The 20,263-nt window shown below is 74.8% G+C and carries 16 protein-coding genes; 10 read left to right on the plus strand and 6 right to left on the minus strand.

All coding sequences use genetic code 11. The features are described 5' to 3' along the window. Positions 1 to 64 precede the first annotated feature (64 nt). The 3 genes from ACFVVU_RS32645 to ACFVVU_RS32655 all read left to right on the plus strand — a co-directional run bounded on the left by ACFVVU_RS32645 (position 65) and on the right by ACFVVU_RS32655 (position 1,715). Positions 65 to 604 carry a CinA family protein gene (locus ACFVVU_RS32645; protein ID WP_387793750.1) on the plus strand — a complete coding sequence of 180 codons (540 nt, stop codon included), beginning with the start codon at positions 65 to 67 and terminating at the stop codon, positions 602 to 604. A 387-nt stretch (positions 605 to 991) separates the two neighbouring features. Beyond that, positions 992 to 1,360, plus strand: a complete 369-nt coding sequence (locus ACFVVU_RS32650) for a helix-turn-helix transcriptional regulator (protein ID WP_350551437.1) — start codon at positions 992 to 994, stop codon at positions 1,358 to 1,360. A gap of 103 nt (positions 1,361 to 1,463) precedes the next feature. Continuing rightward, positions 1,464 to 1,715, plus strand: a complete 252-nt coding sequence (locus ACFVVU_RS32655; protein ID WP_387793751.1) for a hypothetical protein — start codon at positions 1,464 to 1,466, stop codon at positions 1,713 to 1,715. 97 nt (positions 1,716 to 1,812) lie between these two features. Here ACFVVU_RS32655 and ACFVVU_RS32660 read toward each other — a convergent pair whose 3' ends face one another. Then, positions 1,813 to 6,543, minus strand: coding sequence for an ATP-dependent helicase (locus ACFVVU_RS32660; protein WP_387793752.1), 4,731 nt, complete (start codon positions 6,541 to 6,543; stop codon positions 1,813 to 1,815). Positions 6,544 to 6,742: 199 nt separating this feature from the next. Between ACFVVU_RS32660 and ACFVVU_RS32665 the strand changes: the two genes are divergently transcribed. From ACFVVU_RS32665 to rny, 7 genes are all read left to right on the plus strand, one after another. After that, positions 6,743 to 8,323, plus strand: a complete 1,581-nt coding sequence (locus ACFVVU_RS32665; protein ID WP_387793753.1) for a S8 family serine peptidase — start codon at positions 6,743 to 6,745, stop codon at positions 8,321 to 8,323. A gap of 56 nt (positions 8,324 to 8,379) precedes the next feature. Then, positions 8,380 to 8,928, plus strand: a complete 549-nt coding sequence (locus ACFVVU_RS32670; protein WP_380685282.1) for a GNAT family N-acetyltransferase — start codon at positions 8,380 to 8,382, stop codon at positions 8,926 to 8,928. 43 nt (positions 8,929 to 8,971) lie between these two features. Further along, entirely contained in the window at positions 8,972 to 9,166 is a 195-nt protein-coding gene (locus tag ACFVVU_RS32675; protein WP_380685280.1) for a DUF3046 domain-containing protein, read from the plus strand. A gap of 78 nt (positions 9,167 to 9,244) precedes the next feature. Continuing rightward, positions 9,245 to 10,549 carry an AI-2E family transporter gene (locus ACFVVU_RS32680; RefSeq protein WP_380685278.1) on the plus strand — a complete coding sequence of 435 codons (1,305 nt, stop codon included), beginning with the start codon at positions 9,245 to 9,247 and terminating at the stop codon, positions 10,547 to 10,549. Between the two features lie 225 nt (positions 10,550 to 10,774). After that, a complete protein-coding gene (gene recA / locus ACFVVU_RS32685; protein WP_380685276.1) occupies positions 10,775 to 11,890 on the plus strand; it encodes a recombinase RecA in 1,116 nt (371 codons plus the stop codon). A 4-nt stretch (positions 11,891 to 11,894) separates the two neighbouring features. Continuing rightward, positions 11,895 to 12,896, plus strand: coding sequence for a recombination regulator RecX (gene recX / locus ACFVVU_RS32690; protein WP_387793754.1), 1,002 nt, complete (start codon positions 11,895 to 11,897; stop codon positions 12,894 to 12,896). A 220-nt stretch (positions 12,897 to 13,116) separates the two neighbouring features. After that, positions 13,117 to 14,568, plus strand: a complete 1,452-nt coding sequence (rny, locus tag ACFVVU_RS32695) for a ribonuclease Y (protein ID WP_380689944.1) — start codon at positions 13,117 to 13,119, stop codon at positions 14,566 to 14,568. A gap of 46 nt (positions 14,569 to 14,614) precedes the next feature. Here rny and ACFVVU_RS32700 read toward each other — a convergent pair whose 3' ends face one another. From ACFVVU_RS32700 to ACFVVU_RS32720, 5 genes are all read right to left on the minus strand, one after another. After that, positions 14,615 to 16,351: an FAD-dependent monooxygenase gene (locus tag ACFVVU_RS32700; protein ID WP_380715408.1), complete on the minus strand. Its 1,737-nt coding sequence runs from the start codon at positions 16,349 to 16,351 to the stop codon at positions 14,615 to 14,617. Positions 16,352 to 16,485: 134 nt separating this feature from the next. Then, entirely contained in the window at positions 16,486 to 17,337 is an 852-nt protein-coding gene (locus ACFVVU_RS32705; RefSeq protein ID WP_387793755.1) for an amino acid ABC transporter permease, read from the minus strand. Continuing rightward, on the minus strand, positions 17,334 to 17,984 hold the full coding sequence (locus ACFVVU_RS32710; protein WP_380683104.1) for an amino acid ABC transporter permease: 651 nt from the start codon (positions 17,982 to 17,984) through the stop codon (positions 17,334 to 17,336). The genes ACFVVU_RS32705 and ACFVVU_RS32710 overlap by 4 nt, the downstream gene beginning before the upstream one ends. A gap of 59 nt (positions 17,985 to 18,043) precedes the next feature. After that, positions 18,044 to 18,949, minus strand: coding sequence for a glutamate ABC transporter substrate-binding protein (locus ACFVVU_RS32715; RefSeq protein WP_387793756.1), 906 nt, complete (start codon positions 18,947 to 18,949; stop codon positions 18,044 to 18,046). A 140-nt stretch (positions 18,950 to 19,089) separates the two neighbouring features. Beyond that, positions 19,090 to 19,863 carry an amino acid ABC transporter ATP-binding protein gene (locus ACFVVU_RS32720; RefSeq protein WP_380683102.1) on the minus strand — a complete coding sequence of 258 codons (774 nt, stop codon included), beginning with the start codon at positions 19,861 to 19,863 and terminating at the stop codon, positions 19,090 to 19,092. Positions 19,864 to 20,263: the final 400 nt, after the last annotated feature.

Below are 20,263 nucleotides of genomic sequence, written 5' to 3' on the forward strand. Positions count from 1 at the left end.
CCGGGCCCCAGAATGGCGGGTACTCCGGGACGGGCCCGGGGGAGCGCGAGGGAGGGACGTCGGGATGAGTGGTGCAGCCGAGGCCGCGGGGACCGAGGCCGCGGGGACCGGGGCCGCCGACTACCGGCTGGCCGAGCGGGCGCACACCGCGCTGCGGGCCCAGGGCGGCACGGTGGCCGTCGCGGAGTCGCTGACCGGCGGGCTGCTGGCGGCCGCGCTGGTGGACGTCCCCGGGGCGTCGGCGACCTTCCGGGGCTCGGTGACCGCCTACGCGACCGAACTGAAGGCCTCGCTGCTCGGCGTCGACGAGGGGCTGCTGGACGTCCACGGCCCGGTCCACCCGGTGGTGGCCCGGCAGATGGCCGAGGGAGTGCGCAAACTGCTCGGGGCGACCTACGGGGTCGCGACGACCGGGGTGGCCGGCCCGGAGCCGCAGGACGGCCGGCCGGTCGGCACGGTGCACCTCGCGGTCGCCGGTCCGGGGGGAACTATGGTCAGTTCGCCACGGTTGTCCGGAGAGCGTGCCACAATCCGTCACGGGGCGGTGACCGCCGCTCTGGAGCTGCTCGTCGGGCGGCTCCCGTCCGGTACGCCCGCGCACTGAACCGTCGTCCGCACCTCTGTCACCGTCCGTCCCACCGGCCACCCGTCACCCCCGGCCCCGGTCCTCGCCGGGGGCCGTACGCCGGGATCCCGACCGAACCGGGACCTGTCGAACCGGCGTGCGGGCATCGCACATCTGGAGGATCGTGTTACATCGGAGTGCCTGGTTGGGCAGAAACCAGGTGGCGAGCGAGTGGCGTAGCGGTGGCCGAGTGCCGCCCGGAGGGTACGGCGACGTGCCCGCCGACCCGGGTGCGACACCGAAACAGGGGAGGGGACAGCCTTGCAGCCCAGAGTGAACACGACCATGGTCCCCGCACGCGAAGCGGGCAAGGCGGTACGGTGGGGGCGTGACATCTCGATCCGCAGTCCGAGGAGGGAGGCACCGATGATCCTGCTCCGTCGCCTACTGGGCGATGTACTGCGTCGGCAGCGCCAGCGCCAGGGCCGCACACTCCGCGAGGTGTCGGCGGCCGCCAGGGTTTCGCTCGGATACCTCTCCGAGGTCGAGCGGGGACAGAAGGAGGCCTCCTCGGAGCTGCTCTCCGCCATCTGCGACGCGCTCGACGTCCGGATGTCCGAGGTCATGCGCGAGGTCAGCGACGAACTGTCGCTCGCCGAACTTGCGGCGATGGCCACCCTCTCCGAAGGTGAACTGCTGAGGCCGGTACTCGAACCGGTTCCGCTGCCGGCTCCCGGCACCGACCGGGCGAACATGTCGCCCAAGGCCGCCGCGATGGACGTGGTCGCCGCCTGACCTGGCCTCGGTACGGGCCCCATCCGGCCCGGGTTGAGCGAAGGAGGCGGTCGTGCGCAGTGCGGCGGTGACGTGTGCCGGGGCCCGAATACGGTCCCGGTGGGTGCGGTTCCGGCCGGTCCGCTCGGGCCTGGCGCTGCTGGCGGTCCTGGCCGGCGGGTTCGGCTGGTGGCTGGCGGACGGCTCCGGGTCGCTGCCCGGCGGTGCGGCGCTCGGCCTGCTGGCGGCCGGCGGCTGGGGGCTCGGGCTGATCCCGGTCCACGCCGACTGGCGGTCCACCGGGCCGTCGCGGCAGCGGACGGACGAGCCGGACGCCTTGGCGGAGACCCGGTGGGAGGCTCCCCGGACGGGGTGAACAAGACGCGGACGAGGGCCGCGGGACCGATCCGGTCCCGCGGCCCTCGTCGTCCGTCCGGCCGCTGGTCGCCTTCCGGTCTGCGGGCGTTCCCGGCTCAGGGGCGCAGCCGCAGACCGCGCGGGGTGGCGTGGAAGCCCGCCTGCTCCAGGGCGGCGCCGAGTGCGGACCCGAGGGCCGGTTCGCCGTTGGCCCGTTCGACGGTGACGCTGCCCAGCGCCCCGGCCCGGGCCGCCCCGGCCAGCGCCTGCGCCGCCGCGGCCAGGGTGGCCTCCTCCTGCGCCCAGGCCAGCAGCGACTTCCCGCCGCGCTCCACGTACAGGCACAGCTCGCCGTCGACCAGCACCACCAGGGCGCCGGCCTTCCGGCCCGGCCGGTGCGTCTTGCCCGCCGCCTCGGTGGACCCGGCGGGAGGCTCGGGCCAGGCCAGCGCGGCGCCGTAGGCGTTGGCCGGGTCGGCGGCGGCCAGCACGAGGGCCTGTGGCGGCTCGGCGGACGGGGCGGCCGGCCACTCGGCGCCCCGCGCCCGCTCCAGCCGGCCGCTGACCGAGCGCAGCCGGTCGGCCGCGCCCTCCATGGCGAACTGGGCGCCGCCCAGCCCCTCCACGAAGTAGCCCCGGCGGGTCCGGCCGCGCTCCTCCATGGCGGCGAGCACCCGGTAGACCCCGGCGAAGCCGCCCGGGATCCGCTCGGCGGCGACCGTGCCCCGGGTGAGCAGGCCGTGCCGGTCCAGCAGGTTCTGCGCCCGGGCGGTGGCCCGGACGGTCGGGTCGGCGGCGAACGCGGGCAGCAGCGACCACCGGCCGCCGACCGTCGGGGGGCCGCTGCGCAGCGCGCCGCCGACCCGGCCGAAGGGGCGCCCGGCGCCGCCGAAGCGGCCGCGCGGGGTGGCCCGGGGCGCCCGGTGGGCGGTGGCGCCGGCCGTCCGGCCGGAGCCGAGCAGGGCGCGCAGCGGGGCGAGGGTGTCGTTGCTGACGTAACCGGCCCAGACGAGGTCCCACAGGGCCTCGACGACCTCCGGCTCGGGCGTCTCCGGGAGGTGGGCGGTCAGTTGGCGGAAGAACAGTCCGTAGCCGCCGGTCAGGGCCTCCAGCAGGGCGGTGTGCACCGGGGTGACGGTGGGCGGCACCGGTTCGGGGCGCAGCAGGTGGGCGTTCTCGGCCAGGTGCAGGCTGATCCAGCCGTCCTTGCCGGGTAGCGCGCCGGCGCCGGCCCAGCCGATCTCGCCGGCCGCCATCAGCTCGTCGAGCAGACCGGGGGAGTAGTCGGCGAGCCGGGCCGGGAGGATCAGCTTCTCCAGGGCGGAGGCGGGCAGGGCGGTGCCCTGGAGCTGTTCGACCACCCGGAGCAGGCCGTCCGGGCCGCGCAGCCGGTGGCCGGCCAGGTGCTGCCACTGGGGCAGGAAGGCGGCCAGGGCGCGCGGCGGGACGGGTTCGACCTCCTGGCGCAGGGCGGCCAGTGAACGGCGGCGCAGCCGGCGCAGGACCTCGGCGTCGCACCACTCGACGGTGGCGGTGTGGCCCTCTAGAGGGGCGGCGCGAAGCCCTTCCGAAGAAGGGTGGTGGTGGGCGACGGGCGGGGTGAACTCGCCCTGGACCAGGCGGCCGGTGGCGGTCAGGCGGTGCAGGGTGCCGGTGACCACGGCGGTGCCCAGGCCGTAGCGGGCGGCGGCCTCGGCGGCGGTGAACGGGCCGTGGGTGCGGGCGTGCCGGGCGAGCAGGTCGCCCAGCGGGTCCTTGACCGGTTCGGTGAACGCCTCGGGCACGCCGACCGGCAGCGGGGTGCCGAGGGCGTCGCGCAGCCGGCCGGCGTCCTCGACGGCGGCCCAGCGCCGCTCGCCGCCGATCCGGACCTGGATCACCCGGCGGGCGGCCTCCAGTTCGAGGGCCCAGAGCGGCTCGGCGCCGCGGGCGGTCAGTTCGGCCTCGCTGAGCGGGCCGAGCAGGCGCAGCGCGTCGGCGACGCCCTCGGCGTCCTTGATCCGGCGTTCGGGGGTGAGCCGCTGGAGTTCGGCCTCCAGCTCGGCGAGGACCTGCGGGTCGAGCAGTTCGCGCAGCTCGGCCTGGCCGAGGAGTTCGGACAGCAGCCGGGAGTCCAGCGAGAGGGCGGCGGCGCGGCGTTCGGCGAGCGGGGAGTCGCCCTCGTAGAGGAACTGGGCGACGTAGCCGAAGAGCAGTGAGCGGGCGAACGGGGAGGGCTCGGGGGTGGTGACCTCGACCAGCCGGACGGCGCGGGATTCGAGGTCCCCCATCAGCTCGACCAGGCCGGGGACGTCGAAGACGTCCTGGAGGCATTCGCGGACGGCCTCCAGCACGATCGGGAAGGAGCCGTACTCGGCGGCGACCTCCAGCAGTTGGGCGGCGCGCCGGCGCTGCTGCCAGAGCGGGGTGCGCTTGCCGGGGTTGCGGCGCGGGAGCAGCAGGGCGCGGCCGGCGCACTCGCGGAAGCGGGAGGCGAACAGGGCGGAGCCGCCGACCTGGTCGGTGACCAGCTGTTCGATCTCCTGCGGGTCGAACAGGGTGGCGTCGGCGCCGACCGGGGCGTCGTCGGTGACCGGCTCGGCGGGCTCGGGGGAGGGGAAGTCGAGCAGGTCGGCGTCCGGGAGCCGGAGCACGATGCCGTCGTCGGCGTGCATGACCTGCGGGTCGAGGCCGTGCTTCTCGCGCAGCCGGGCGGCGAGGGCGAGCGCCCAGGGGGCGTGCACCTGGGCGCCGAAGGGGGAGTGCACGACGATCCGCCAGTCGCCGAGCTCGTCGCGGAAGCGCTCGACCACGATGGTGCGGTCGTCGGGGAGGTGGCCGCAGGCGGCGCGCTGCTCGGCGAGGTAGTCGAGCAGGTTGCCGGCGGCCCAGTCGTCCAGGCCGGCCCGCTTCAGCCGGACGGTGGCGGTCCGCGGGTCGAGCGCGCCGAGTTCGCGGGTGAAGGCGCCGAGGGCGCGGCCGAGTTCGAGCGGGCGGCCGAGGCTGTCGCCCTTCCAGAACGGGAGCCGGCCGGGGATGCCGGGGGCGGGGGTGACCATCACCTTGTCGTGGGTGATCTCCTCGATCCGCCAGGAGGTGGTGCCGAGGGTGAAGACGTCACCGACCCGGGACTCGTAGACCATCTCCTCGTCCAGCTCTCCCACCCGTCGCCCGCCAGCACCCTTCTTGGGGTCCGTGCCGGCGATGAAGACGCCGAACAGGCCCCGGTCGGGGATGGTTCCGCCGGAGGTGACGGCGAGCCGCTGGGCGCCGGGGCGTCCGCTGACGGTGCCGGCCACCCGGTCCCAGACCAGGCGGGGGCGCAGCTCGGCGAAGGCGTCCGAGGGGTAGCGGCCGGCCAGCATGTCGAGCACCGCGTCGAAGGCGGACTGCGGGAGGGTGGCGAACGGCGCGGCCCGGCGGACGGCGGTGAGCAGCTCGTCGACCTGCCAGGTGTCCATCGCGGTCATCGCGACCAGCTGCTGGGCGAGCACGTCGAGCGGGTTGCGCGGGATGCGCAGCGCCTCGATCCGCCCGGCCCGCATCCGCTCGGTGACCACCGCGGACTGCACCAGGTCGCCCCGGTACTTGGGGAAGACCACGCCGGTGGAGACCGCCCCGACCTGGTGGCCGGCCCGGCCGACCCGCTGGAGGCCGGAGGCGACCGAGGGCGGGGACTCGACCTGGACCACCAGTTCGACGGCGCCCATGTCGATGCCGAGCTCCAGGCTGGAGGTGGCGACCACGGCGGGCAGTCGGCCGGCCTTGAGGTCCTCCTCGACCAGGGCCCGCTGCTCCTTGGAGACCGAGCCGTGGTGGGCGCGGGCGATCACCGCCGGGGCGCCCTTGGCGGCGCCGGAGCCGCCCATCAGCTGGGCGGGGGCGTGCGCCTCGGGCAGGGCGGTGCCGGTGGCGCGTTCGTGGGCGATCTCGTTCAGCCGGTTGCAGAGCCGCTCGGCGAGGCGGCGGGAGTTGGCGAAGACGATGGTCGAGCGGTGGGACTGGACGAGGTCGACGATCCGTTCCTCGACGTGCGGCCAGATCGAGGCCTGACGCTGCGGGTCGCTCTCGGCCGCGCCGCCGAGGGCGGGGGCGGCGGGCAGGTCGTCGAGGTCGGGGACGGGGACGACCACGGAGAGGTCGAACTCCTTGGCGGCGGGCGGCTGGACCACCTCGGCGCCGCGCCCGGGGCTGAGGAAGCGGGCCACCTCCTCGACCGGCCGGACGGTGGCGGACAGGCCGATCCGGCGGGCCGGGCGGTCGAGCAGCTCGTCCAGCCGCTCCAGGGAGAGCGCGAGGTGGGCGCCGCGCTTGGTGCCGGCGACCGCGTGCACCTCGTCCAGGATCACCGTGTCGATGCCGCGCAGGGCGTCCCGGGAGGCGGAGGTGAGCAGCAGGAAGAGCGACTCGGGGGTGGTGATGAGGATGTCCGGCGGGTGGGTGGCGAAGCGGCGGCGGTCGGCGGCGGGTGTGTCGCCGGAGCGGATGGCGACCTGGACGTCGGGTTCGGGCAGGCCGAGCCGGACGGCGGCCTGGCGCAGGCCGGCCAGCGGGGCGCGGAGGTTGCGCTCGACGTCGACCGCGAGGGCCTTGAGCGGGGAGATGTAGAGGACCCGGCAGCGGCGCTTGGGCTCGGCGGGGGGCGGGGTGCTGCTGAGCCGGTCCAGGGCGGACAGGAAGGCCGCGAGGGTCTTGCCGGAGCCGGTGGGGGCGACCACCAGGACGTCGGTGTCCCGGGCGATGGCGCGCCAGGCCTCGGCCTGGGCGGTGGTGGGCGCGGAGAAGGCGCCGCCGAACCAGGCCCGGGTGGCGGGGGCGAAGCCGGCCAGCGGGTCGGCCGGGGACGGGGTCGGGTGCGCGGTCGCCATGTCCCCATGGTGCCCGGTGGCACCGACAAGGGGGCGGGTCCGCCGGGGACGGTGGCCGTTCGGGGCAACCGGGAAGGCGGAGCTGACAATCGGCTCATATCGTGATGATTCAGTCGTTGTGATGCTCCTGTGAAGACCAGCCCTCCGGTGGCCGGCCGCCCCGGTGCGGCCGCCGGGACCGACGAGCGGAGGCCGTGCCATGGCGCAGGCGGACCCGTCCGGCTCCCGTCCCGTCCCGGTCCCCGTCCGGGTGGCCGGGCCGGCCGGGGGCGCCCGGCGCCGGGGCCGGGGGCCGCTGCGGGTCCTGCTCGTGATGCTGCTCACCGCGCTGGTCGCCGGCGGCGCCGTGCCGTACGTCGCCGGGCCGGGGCGGGCCTACCTCAGCTACCTGGTCCTCGCCGAGCGGGCGGACGCCGAGGGGGCGGGCCGGGCGGCGGAGCAGGCCCGGGCGGCCGGCGGGCAGGTCGTCCAGGAGTACCCGCAGATCGGGGTGGTGCTGGCGTACGCCGCCGGGGGCTTCGCCGAGAGGGTGCGCGGGCGGCCCGGGGTGGCCGCCGTCGGCGCCACCCGCACCGCGCCGGTACCCGGCCCTCCCCGGTCGGTGGACGGCGCCGGCGACTTCCGGACCGGTGGCGGTGCAGGAGACGGCACGGGCGACGGCACGGGCGACGGCGTCGAGGGCGGGGTCGGCGAGGCCGACACCACCGTCACGGTCCCCGACCCCGGCGAGCGCGACGCCTGGAACCTCGCGCTGCTCGGCGCCGCCCCCGGCGCGGACGCGGACACCACCCGCCCGCCGCACGGCCCGGACACCCCCGGCGCCGACGCCCTGCGCAAGGTGCTGGTCGCCGTCCTCGACTCCGGCGTCGACGACACCCACCCCGACCTGCGCGCCGCCGTCGACCCGAAGAGCTCCGCCTCCTGCACCGACGGCCGCCCCGACGCCCGCACCGGCTCCTGGCGCCCCGACGCCGGGGTCGGCGAGAGCGGCCACGGCACCCATGTCGCCGGGATCGTCGGCGCCGCCCGGGACGGCCGCGGCGTCAGCGGGGTCGCGCCCGGCGTGCGGATCGCCGCCGTCCGGCTGCTCGGCCCGCTCGGCCAGTACTACGCCGAGAACATCGTCTGCGGCATGCTCTGGGCCGCCGACCACGGCGCCCGGGCGATCAACAACAGCTACTTCGCCGACCCGTGGAAGTACAACTGCCCCGACGACCCCGACCAGGCGGCGCTGACCGCCGCCGTCGGCCGGGCCGTCGACTACGCCCGCCGGCGGGGCGCGGTGGTGGTCGCCTCGGCCGGCAACGACGCGCAGGACCTCGGCGCCGGCCGCACCGACGAGCGCAGCCCCAACGACCGCACCGGCGGGCCGCCGATGTCCCGCTCCCTCGGCCCCGAGTGCGTCCGGCTGCCCGGCGAGCTGCCCGGGGTGGTCACCGTGACCGCCCTCGACCGGGACGGCCGCCCGTCCGCCTACACCAACCACGGGCGCGGCCGGGTCTCGCTGGCCGCCCCCGGCGGGAATCCCGACGGCGGCGTCCAGGGCGCGGTGGTCTCCGACTGGCCCGGCGGCCGGTACGCCGCGCTGGCCGGCACCTCGATGGCCGCCGCGCACGTCAGCGGCGCGGTCGCGGTGGCCGCCGCGCTGCACCCGGACTGGGACTCCGACCGGCTCGCCGCCCTGCTGGCCGCCACCGCGGACGCCGCCTGCCCGCCCGGCCCGCACGCCTGCGGCGACCGCGAGTACTACGGTGCCGGGGCGCTGGTCCTGCCGCGCTGAGCGGGCGGCCCGGAAAACCGGGTGACGGCCCGGGGCGGACGGGCGACGATCGGGGGATGGACGTCTTCCTCACCACCGAGCGGCTGGTGCTGCGCCGCTTCACCGCCGCCGACGTGGACGCGCTGGTCGAACTGGACTCCGACCCGGAGGTCACCCGCTACCTCACCGGCGGGCGGCCCACCCCGCGGGAGGTGGTCGAGTCCGCACTGCTCCCGCTCTACTTCGAGCACTACCGCCGCCACGGCGACCTCGGCTGGTGGGCCGCCGAGGAACGGGAGGGCGGGGCCTTCCTCGGCTGGTTCGAGTTCCGGCCGCTGGACGGCCGCACCGAGGTCGAGCTGGGCTACCGGCTGCGCCGCCCGGCCTGGGGGCGGGGCTACGCCACCGAGGGCGCCCGGGCGCTGATCCGCCGGGGCTTCACCGGGCTCGGCGTGGAACGGGTGGTGGCGTACACCATGGCGGTCAACCGCGGCTCGCGGCGGGTGATGGAGAAGGCCGGCCTCTCGTACGTGCGGACCTTCCACGAGGACTACCCGGAGGCGATCCCGGGCAGCGAGCACGGCGAGGTCGAGTACGCCCTGACCGCGGCCGACTGGCACCCGTAGGAGGGTCGGCGGGGCCGCCCGGCGGTCCGGGATACTGGTGGGCATGAGGCTGACGGAGTTCTGGCGGCGGATGTACGAGCACTTCGGCGAGGCGTACGCGGAGTCCTTCGCGAGCGACCACGTGATGAGCGAGCTCGGCGGGCGGACGGTCCGCCAGGCGCTGGAGGCGGGCTGGGAGGCCAAGGACGTCTGGCGGGTGGTCTGCGACACCCAGGGCGTCTCCCCGGTGCTCCGCTGACCCGGTCCGGTCCCGGACACCGCCCGCGGTCGGCGTCCGATGCTCGAACACACGTCGGTCATGGGTCAGACTGTGCGGGTGGCAAGCAGTGCAGAACAGCAGAATTCGGACAGGTCGGCGCAGGTCGTCGACGAGGTCGCGGGCCCTACGCCCGCCTCCCCGCCCTCCGGGCCGGCCCCGGCCCGCACCGCGGGGGACGGCCTCTGGGGTTCCGGGATGCCGCGGTGGCTGCCCCGGGCGATGGTGCTGGCGCTGGTCATGGTCGGGCTCTTCCAGCTCGCCGACTGGGCCTTCCACGAGCTGATCGACCTCTTCGTGATGCTGCTGGTCTCCTTCTTCCTGTCGCTGGCGCTGGAGCCGGCGGTGGACCGGATGGCCGCGCGCGGGGTGCGCCGCGGGGTGGGTACCTTCCTGGTCTTCGTCGCGGTGGCGATCGCAGTCGGCGGCTTCCTGACCGCGCTCGGCACCCTGCTGGTCGACCAGGTGGCGAAGATCGCGAGCGACCTCCCGCACCTGCTCGACAACCTGATCACCTGGATCAACAGCACCTTCCACCAGGACCTCTCGCTGGACGAGCTGCAGAAGAAGCTGCTCAAGGACTCCGGCGCGATCGAGAGCTACGCGCAGCAGGCCGCGGACAACGTCTGGGGCGTCTCCTCGACCCTGATCGGCGGACTGTTCCAGGCGTTCACGGTCGGCCTGTTCACCTTCTACTTCACCGCCGACGGCCCCCGGGTGCGGCGGACCGTCTGCTCGATGCTGCCGCCCGCCAAGCAGGCCGAGGTGCTGCGTGCCTGGGAGATCGCGCTGGCCAAGACCGGCGGCTACCTCTACTCCCGGGCCCTGCTCGCGGTCGCGTCGGCGCTCGCGCACTGGGTGATGTTCGCACTGCTGGACCTGCCGTACGCGGCGGCGCAGGCGGTCTGGGTCGGCGTCATGTCGCAGTTCGTGCCGACCATCGGCACCTATCTGGCGGGGGCGCTGCCGGTCCTGGTGGCGCTCACCACCGACCAGCCGATGGACGCGCTGTGGGTGCTGGTCTTCGTGACGGTCTACCAGCAGATCGAGAACTACCTGCTGCACCCGCGGATCACCGCGAAGACGGTCGACGTGCACCCGGCGGTGGCGTTCGGCGCGGTGATCGCGGGCGCGGCGCTGCTGGGCGGGGTCGGCGCGCTGATCGCCATCCCGGCGGCGGCCACCCTGCAGGGCTTCGTCGGCACGTACGTGCGGCGGTACGAGGTGACCGACCCGCGGATCGACCGCGGCGAGCAGCGCCGGCAGCGGCGGGAGCTGCGCCGGGAGGCGGCGCGCAGGCTGCGCCGGATGGTCGGCGCGGACTCCCGGGACTCCGGCGACGCCGGGGGGACGGAGCGGCGATAGGGCTCGAACGGGCTCGAACGGATCCGGAGCGCGGGCCGGAACGGGGCCCGGAGCCGGGGCCGGACCGACGGCTCGAACGGCCCCGGCTTGATTCGAACACTTGTTCTTTGTACTCTCCGGCGCAGAGTTCTCCCCAGGCTGAGCCCGGTCGGAGCCGATTGTCGGTGGGACGCGCTAGCGTCGAGGACGATGAAGCGCACAGCACAGAACCCGAGGGTGGAAGCCATGGCAGGTACGGACCGCGAGAAGGCCCTTGAGACGGCGCTCGCCCAGATCGAGCGGCAGTTCGGCAAGGGCTCGGTGATGCGCCTCGGCGAGAAGGCCAACGAGCCCGTCGAGGTGATCTCCACCGGGTCCACCGCCCTGGACGTCGCCCTCGGGGTCGGCGGCATCCCGCGCGGCCGAGTGATCGAGATCTACGGCCCCGAGTCCTCCGGAAAGACCACGCTGACCCTGCACCTGGCGGCCAACGCCCAGAAGGCCGGTGGCACGGTCGCCTTCGTCGACGCGGAGCACGCGCTCGACCCGGAGTACGCCAAGAAGCTCGGCGTGGACACCGACGCCCTGCTGGTCAGCCAGCCGGACACCGGTGAGCAGGCCCTGGAGATCACCGACATGCTGATCCGCTCCGGCGCGATCGACCTGGTGATCATCGACTCCGTGGCGGCGCTGGTCCCGCGCGCGGAGATCGAGGGCGAGATGGGCGACTCGCACGTCGGTCTGCAGGCCCGTCTGATGAGCCAGGCGCTGCGGAAGATCGCCGGTGCGCTGAACCAGTCGAACACCACCGCGATCTTCATCAACCAGCTGCGCGAGAAGATCGGCGTGATGTTCGGCTCGCCGGAGACCACGACCGGTGGCCGGGCGCTGAAGTTCTACGCCTCGGTGCGTCTGGACATCCGCCGGATCGAGACCCTGAAGGACGGGACCGAGGCGGTCGGCAACCGCACCCGCGTCAAGGTCGTCAAGAACAAGGTCGCCGCGCCGTTCAAGCAGGCCGAGTTCGACATCCTCTACGGCGTGGGCATCAGCCGCGAGGGCGGCCTGATCGACATGGGCGTCGAGCACGGCTTCATCCGCAAGTCGGGCGCCTGGTACACCTACGAGGGCGACCAGCTCGGCCAGGGCAAGGAGAACGCCCGCAACTTCCTGCGGGACAACCCGCAGCTGGCCGACGAGATCGAGCGCAAGATCAAGGGCAAGCTGGGCATCGGCCCGAAGGTCGAGGAGCCGGCCGGGACCGAGGCGGCGGGTGCCGCCGAGGGCGCGGCCAAGCCGATCACCGCGACCGCCGCCAAGACGGCCGCGGCGAAGAAGACGGCGGCGGCCGCCAAGGCCTGAGCCGTTGACGCAGCACAGTGGGCCGACCGGCCCGGAGGACGACGACTACGGGCCGCCGGACTGGTTCGCGGCCGTGGCCGAACCGGAACCCGCTCCGGAGCCCGCGCCCGAGCGCGCGGCGGGGCGCGTCCGGTCCGCGCGGCGGCCTGCGGGGCGCCCGGCGGACGCCGGCGAGCTCGGGCTCGTCTCCGCCTCCGAGCTGCCGGCCGGACGGCGTCGGCGCCGCTCGGCGCTGGTCGCGGAGCAGCCCCCCGGTCGGTCGGCCGGTGAGGGCGAGGGGGCCGACGGGGGCGCCGGAGCGGGGGCGGCCGGTCACGGGGGTGCGGCCGCCCCCGCCCCGGCGTTCCCCGCGGAACGGCCGAGGCGGCGCTCCGGCCGTACCCGGCGAGCCGGGACCGGGGAGGGTGCCGGAGGCGGCGACGACGGCGGTGCGGGCGCGGACGAGCGGTCCGGCGGAGGGGTACGGCGCGGCCGGGCCGAGGAGCCGGCCGATCCCGAGTCCCGGGCCCGGGACATCTGCCTGCGGCTGCTCACCGGCGCGGCCAAGACGCGCAAGCAGCTCGCCGACGCCCTGCGCAAGCGGGAGATCCCGGACGAGGTCGCCGAGGAGGTGCTGACCCGGCTGGAGGAGGTCGGGCTGATCGACGACGCGGCCTTCGCCCGGGCCTGGGTGGAGTCCCGGCACAGCGTGCGCGGCCTGTCCCGGCGAGCGCTGGCCCAGGAGCTGCGGACCAAGGGGGTCACCGGCGAGCTCGCCGAGCAGGCCCTCGCCCAGCTCGACCCGGACGACGAGACCGAGGCGGCCCGCGCCCTGGTCGAGCGCCGGCTGCGGACCACCCGGGGCCTGGAGCGACAGACCCGCACCCGCCGGCTGGTCGGCATGCTCGCCCGGCGCGGCTACTCCGAAGGGCTGGCCTTCCGGGTCGTCCGGGAGGCGCTGGACGAGGAGGAGAGCGGCGCCGGGGAGTGGGACGGGGCGTACGGGGACACGGCGTACGAGGACTGAGGCCCGGGCCACCCGGGGTTACCCGAGGGTTGGTCAACTGCCTGGCCAGTCTTGACCGTTTCGTAACCCGCGCCTAGCCTCGCACTCAGTGCGGGAGCACGTCGATCATCCCTCGGCCACCCCCGGCCGCGCTCCCGGCCGCGCCCGCGACCGGGTGGTTCCGGGCCGGTCGCGCGACGGTCCCGGGCGGCGTGCCGCGGCGGGACGGGGAGTGGGCAGCATGAGGACCGCGGTGAGCGCCGGATCGGCCGCCTCCCTGCTGGCGGTGGCCGTGCTGGCGGCCCTGGTGACGGCCTGGCTGCTGGCCCGGCGGTTCCGCGGCGCGCAGCGCCGGGCCGCCGCCGAGACCGAGCGGGCACGGCGGCAGGCCGAGCGGCAGGCGGACCGGCTGCGCGCCGAACTCGACCGGCGCGAGGAGTGGTTGGCCGGGGAGCTGGACCGGCTGCGGGCCCGCGAGGGCGAACTGGCCGAGCGGACGGCCGAGGTGAAGCGTTCCAGGGTCGAGGCGGAGGAGCTGGTCCGGCACCGGGCGGCCGAGTTGGAACGGACCGCCGGGCTCTCCGCGGCGCAGGCCCGCGCCGAAGTCGTCCGCGAGGCCGAGGCGCAGGCCCGCCGGGAGGCGGCGGTCACCGTCCGGGAGATCGAGCGCGCCGCCCGCGAGGAGGGTGAGCAGCGGGCCCGGGGCATCGTGGCCGGGGCGATCCAGCGCCTGGCGGCCGAGCAGACCGCCGAGACCGCGGTGTCGGTGTTCCGGCTGCCCACCGAGGAGATGAAGGGCCGGGTGATCGGGCGCGAGGGCCGCAACATCAAGACCTTCGAGGCCGTCACCGGCGTCAATCTGATCATCGATGACACCCCGGCGGTGGTGCAGCTCTCCTGCTTCGACCCGGTCCGCCGGGAGACCGCCCGGCTCACCCTGGAACAGCTGGTCGAGGACGGCCGGATCCACCCGCTGCGGATCGAGCACGTCCACGCCCGCAGCCGCGAAGAGGTCGAACGCCGCTGCGTGCGGGCCGGCGAGGACGCGCTGCTCGCCGTCCGGGTCGGCGGCATGCACCCGGAGCTGGTCCGCACCCTGGGCACCCTGCGCTACCGGGCCTCCTACGGACAGAACGTGCTCGGGCACCTGGTGGAGTCGGCGCACCTGGCCGGGATGATGGCCGCCGAGCTCGGGGTGGACCCGGAGCCGGTGCGGCGCGCGGCGCTGCTGCACGACATCGGCAAGGCGCTGACCCACGAGGTCGAGGGCAGCCACGCGGCGGTCGGCGCGGACTTCGCCCGGCGGCACGACGAGTCGGCGGACGTGGTGCACGCGATCGCCGCGCACCACGGCGAGGTGGAGCCGCGGACCGTGGAGGCGGTGCTGGTGCAGGCCGCCGACGCCTGCTCGGGCGGCCGGCCGGGCGCGCGCAAGGAGTCGCTGGAGGCGTACGTGCGCAGGCTGGAGCGGCTGGAGGAGATCGCCCGGGCGCACGACGGCGTGGCCGACGTCTACGCGATGCAGGCCGGCCGGGAGGTCCGGGTGATGGTCCGCCCGGAGGTGGTGGACGACCTCGGGGCGCAGGTGATCGCCCGCGAGGTCGCCAAGCAGGTCGCCGAGGAGCTGACCTATCCGGGCCAGATCCGGGTCACGGTGGTCCGGGAGAGCCGGGTCACCGAGGTGGCCCGCTAAGCGGCTCCGCCCCGGCGGCGCATCCGTCCCTGCGACGCTCCGGTCCCTACGGAGCGTCGGCGCCCTGGGCGTCCGCCGGCCGGCCGGCCGACCGGGCGGCCGGGGGCTCCGGCTCGGGCCCGCCGGTCAGCGAGGCCGGTCCGCCGCGGGCCCGGTCGGCCAGCGCCTGGAGGTCCTCGGCGTCCGCGCCCTGGGTCACGCCGACCAGGTGGCCGTCGGGCCGGATCAGCAGCACGGTGTGCGGGCCGGCGCCGGGGTAGGCCTCGGTGACCAGGACCTCGGCCGGAACCGGCAGCGCGGCCGCGACCTCGGCCAGCCGGGGCATCAGCCCCGCGCCCAGCCAGTGCTCCGCGGACCAGACGGCGGTGCCGGGTGCGACCAGCAGCAGCAGGAAGCCCGCGCCGAGCCGGGCGTGCAGCTGGTCCGGGGTGCCGTCGGTGGCCAGCACCGGCAGGTCCGGGACGAGCACGCCGGGCGCGGTGGCGGGCAGCAGTTCGCTGAGCGAGGTGGCGCTGCGCGTCCCGCGCTGGACCGGCACCCGCCCGGGCCCGCCGGAGGGGGCGGCCGGGTACGCCGGGGCGCCGCCGAACCGTCCGGTGCCGAGGTGGCCGTCGGCGAGCAGCGGCGCATGCTTGCGGAAGGAGCCGGTGAACAGCGAGCGCCGGGTCTGCGCCCAGCCGCGCAGCGGGCGCAGCAGCGGCATGGACTGGTCGACGGCGCGCAGCCGGGCGCCCACCGCGCCGCGCCGCTCGGCCTCGTAGCCGTCGAGCAGGGAGCCGCCGGGCTGCGGGCCGCCGGAGTGGAAGTGCCAGGCGAGGGCGAGCCGCCAGGCGAGGTTGTCGGCGTCGCGCAGGCCGTCGGTCAGGTTCTGCATGCCGAGGGCGCCGTGCAGATGGGCGGCGTCGCCGGCCAGGAAGCAGCGGCCGCTGCGGAACCGGGCGGCCAGTCGCTGCTGGGCGGTGTGGTCGGCGGCGGCGAGCAGGTCGAACCGCGGCAGCTCCCCGCACCAGCCGGTGAGGGTGGCGGTGACCCGGGTGAGCAGGGTGTCGCCGGTGACGATGCCGGGCCAGGTGGCGTGCGGGTCGACCGGCTCGGTGACCGCCGGCCGGCCCGGGGGCAGCCGCCAGTCGAGCCGCCAGACGCCGTGCGGCAGCGGGCGGGCGGTGGCCTCGCGGTCACCGCGCCACGGCGGCTCGCGGTGCAGCCGGGCCTCGGTGAACGGCAGGTCGACCCGGACGGTGGCGACGGCGCTGCGGTCGACGGCGGGCCGGCCGGGGAAACGGATCTTCAGCAGTTTGCGGACCGCCGAGCGGGCGCCGTCGCAGCCGACCAGGTGGCTGCCGCGCCACCGGGTCTCGGTGCCGTCCTTGGGGTTGCGGGTGAGCACGCTGACGCCGTCGCGGTCCTGGTCGAGCCCGGTGACCCGGCTGAGCGGCACCAGCCTGACCAGCGGGGTGCCGCTGAGGGCGTCCTGCAGTCCGCGCTGCAGCCGGTGCTGGGGCAGGTGCAGGACGGGCGCGTCGGCGAGGTCGATCCGGAGCACCTCCTGGCGGCGGCGCCAGACGGTGAAGGCGTCCCAGCGGGCGGCGTCGGCGACGGCCCGGGGGTAGCCGATCCGGGCCAGGAAGGCGGCGGTGTCGGCGCCGAGGACGACGCTGCGCGGGCTCTCGGGGCAGAGCCCGGAGCCCTCGTCGAGGACGACGGTCGGCACCTCGTGCCGGGCGAGCGCGAGGGCCAGGGCGAGGCCGACCGGCCCGGCCCCGACCACGATCACCGGGTCCATGCCGGTCCCTCCGGGCACGGACGGGTGCCGTGGATCTCGGAGCCCGGGTCGGCTCTCAGGCTGCCGTCATATGCCGCGTGCTTGCTCCCGGGTGGTGTCACGAACAGCAATGCAACAGTTCACCTGCGTGTCCGTCAAGCAGCAGGTGAAGTGCGCCGGTTCGCGCCGCCTCGTCCACGTGCCTCGATCCACCGGGCGAGCGCGGTGAGCAGCAGGCACATCGCGATGTACAGGGGACCGATCACCAGGACGACGGGGATGTAGGGGAAGCCCGCGGCGTTCAGCGGCTGGCTGGCGATGGCCTTACCGACGAAGAGCAGCTCGTGGTAGGTGATGACGAAGCCGAGCGAGGTGTCCTTGAGCGTCACGACCAGCTGGCCGATCATCGAGGGCAGCATCGAGCGGACCGCCTGCGGGACCAGGATGGTGGTCATCACCTGGGTCTTGCGCAGGCCGAGCGCGTACGCCGCCTCGCCCTGGCCGCGCGGGACCGCGTTGACGCCGCTGCGGATGATCTCCGCCTGGACCGAGCCGTTGTAGAGGGTGAGGCCGAGGACCAGCGCCCACATCGGCTGCTTGGCGAAGAACGCGTAGTAGAGGGCGACGATCAGGATCAGCAGCGGCATCGCCCGGAAGAACTGGACGAAGGAGACCGCCGCCCAGCGCACCGGCCGGTGGTCGGAGAGCTGACCGGCCGCCAGCAGCGCGCCGAGGGCGAGCGAGAGGACGGCCGCCAGTCCGAAGGCCTGGAGGGTGGAGACCAGGCCGTCGACGATCCGCTGCTGGATGGCCGTGTACTGGAAGGCGTCCCAGAGCTCGGCGTCGAACTGGCCGTTGTCGCTGAGCGTGCTGAAGACGTACCAGAGCAGCCCGGCGATCCCGAGCAGCGACAGCACGCCGAGGATCCGGTAGCGGGCGCGGGCCCGCGGGCCGGGGGCGTCGTAGAGGACGCCGGCCGTGGTCGAGCGGGTGAACAGCGAACTCATCGGGCCACCGCCAGTCGGTCTTCCAGGAAGCGGAACAGCAGGGCGACGGTCGCGCTGATCACCAGATAGGCGCAGGCCACCCAGAAGAAGATCGCGAAGATCGAGTAGCCGCGCTCGGAGAAGGTCTGCTGAGCGCTGTACAGCTCGCTGACGCTGAACGCGCCGGCGATCGCCGAGTTCCTCGGCAGGGCGATGAAGACGCTGCTCATCGGCGCCAGCACGGTCCGGGCCGCCTGCGGCAGGACGACCTGGGTGAGGGTCTGTCCGAAGGTCATGCCGAGGCTGCGGGCGGCCTCCGCCTGACCGAGCGGCACCGTGTTGATGCCGGAGCGCAGCACCTCGCAGACGAACGCCGCGGTGTAGCTTCCGAGCGCCAGCACCGCGAAGACGAGGTGGCTGAAGTGCACGCCGAGCGGGGGCAGGCCGAAGGTCACGGCGAAGAACAGCACGGTCAGCGGGGTGTTGCGGAAGAGCGTGACCCAGCCTGTGCCGAAGGCGCGCAGGACCGGGATCGGGGAGACCCGGAAGGCCGCCAGCAGGGTGCCCAGCAGCAGGGCGAGCAGCGCGCTGAGCGCGCTCAGCTCGATCGTCTGCAGGAAGCCGTCGCGGAACAGCGCGAAGTTGCCGTCCTCGAACAGGAAGCCCATCCGGCGGCCCTCCTCTCAGGGGTTGGTCTCGGGGGTCCGTCGACCCGGGAGCGGGCGGATCAGTAGCGGTCGAGGGCCGGCGGCTGCGGCGCGGTGGAGCCGGAGAGGCCGAGGGTGGCGTCGTAGGCCTTCTTCCAGTCGCCGTTGTCCTGGTGGGCCTTGAGCGCGTCGTTGATCGCGTCACGCAGCGCCTTGTCGTCCTTGTTCAGGCCGACGCCGTAGTTCTCCTTGGTGAAGGGCCGGCCGACGACCTTGAGCTTGGGCGCGTACTTGGAGGCGTAGCCCTTGAGGATGGCGTCGTCGGTGGTGACCGCGTCGACCTCGCCCGAGGTCAGCTTCTCGACGCAGGCCGAGTAGGTGTCGAACTGGGTGATCTTCGGCGAGTACTTCTCGATGTTCTTGATCGAGGTCGAGCCGGTGGCGGTGCAGACGTTCTTGCCGTTGAGCGAGTCCGGGCCGGTGATCGCGGTGTTGTCGGCCTTGACCAGCAGGTCCTGGCCGGCGACGTAGTACGGGCCGGCGAAGGAGACGGTCTTCTTGCGCTCGTCGTTGATGCTGTAGGTGCCGACGTAGAAGTCGATCTGGCCCTTGGAGATGGCCGGCTCGCGCTGCGAGGAGACCAGGGTCTGCCACTTGATCTGCTGCGGGGTGAAGCCGAGGTCGGCGGCGACCATCTTGGCGATCTCGATGTCGAAGCCGCTGCGGTCGTTGCTGGCGAGGTCCTCCCAGCCGAGGAACGGCTGGTCGGCCTTGGCGCCGATGATCAGCTGGCCGCGCTTCTTGGCCTCGGCCAGGACCGGCGAGTCCACCTTGACGTCGGTCTTCACGGTGTAGGTCGGCAGCGCCGGGGCGGCGGTGCCACCGGACGAGGCACTGCCGCCGGGCGTGCCGTCCTTGCCGCAGGCGGCGGTGGCGGTGAGCGCGACGGCACAGAGCGCGACGGCGAAGGTGCGACGGGTCCTCATGAGGGTCTCCTCGGGCTGGGCCACGGGTCAACCGGGCTGCGGCGAAGGCTGTGGTGAAGGCAGGGGGAACGGACGGGCGGACGGGCACACGGGTGTACGGCGGCGCCCTTGCCGCCGCGGCCGGGGACCGGCCCGGGGGATCAGTGGTGCAGGATCTTGGAGAGGAAGTCCTTGGCGCGGTCGGAGCGCGGCGCGGTGAAGAAGGCCTCCGGGGTGTTCTGCTCGACGATCCGGCCGTCGGCCATGAACAGCACCCGGTTGGCGGCGGAGCGGGCGAAGCCCATCTCGTGGGTGACGACCACCATCGTCATGCCGTCGGCGGCCAGCCGGCGCATGACCTCCAGCACCTCGTTGATCATCTCGGGGTCGAGCGCCGAGGTGGGCTCGTCGAAGAGCATCACCTTCGGGTTCATCGCCAGCGCCCGGGCGATCGCCACGCGCTGCTGCTGGCCGCCGGACAGCTGGGCGGGGTACTTCGCGGCCTGGGCGCCGACACCGACCCGGTCCAGGAGCTCCTTGGCGGTCGCCACCGCCTTGTCCTTGGCGATGCCGCGGACCTTCACCTGGCCGAGGACCACGTTCTCCAGCACGGTCTTGTGCGCGAAGAGGTTGAAGCTCTGGAACACCATGCCGACCTCGGCCCGCAGCCGGGCCAGCTCCCGGCCCTCGGCGGGCAGCGGGCGGCCGTCGATGGTGATCGTTCCGGAGTCGACGGTCTCCAGCCGGTTGATCGTCCGGCACAGCGTGGACTTGCCGGAGCCGGACGGGCCGATCAGGACGACCACCTCGCCCTGGTGGATCTCCAGGTCGATGTCCTGGAGCACGTGCAGCGCACCGAAGTGCTTGTTCACGTTGCGCAGGACGACCAGCGGAGCGGCGTCGGCGTGGGAGTCCTTGTCGAGGCTCGTGGTCATCGCGCCGGCTCCCTCTGGTCGGCCCCCCGGGAGTGAACTCCCTTGGGTGGCAATGGTGATAGGAATCCGGGGGCCGCGACCGGCGGAGTCGCGGCCCTCGGTGGGGCGACCATAGGAGGCCTGACGATGCCACGTCAGCCGATCTGAGCGGAACTTGAGGATCACGATCCGGCCACACGATCGGCGGGTGCTGTTCACCGAGGGCCGATCCGGGCACAGTGGCAGCGTCCGCGGCCGCGGCGGGCCTCGTCGCGGAACCCCGGCGGGGTACCGGCACGGGCCGGAGCCCCCGCCCCCGTCCCCGGCCGAGCCTGGCGTCCGGGCCGTCCCTGGCCCATACTGCGCAGAACCGGGGCCTGCCCGGCAGGGGGAGCCGGCGCGACCGCGGGACGGCCGCGCG

Origin of the sequence: Kitasatospora sp. NPDC057965 (genome assembly GCF_042887135.1) — a bacterium.
Taxonomy (GTDB): domain Bacteria; phylum Actinomycetota; class Actinomycetes; order Streptomycetales; family Streptomycetaceae; genus Kitasatospora.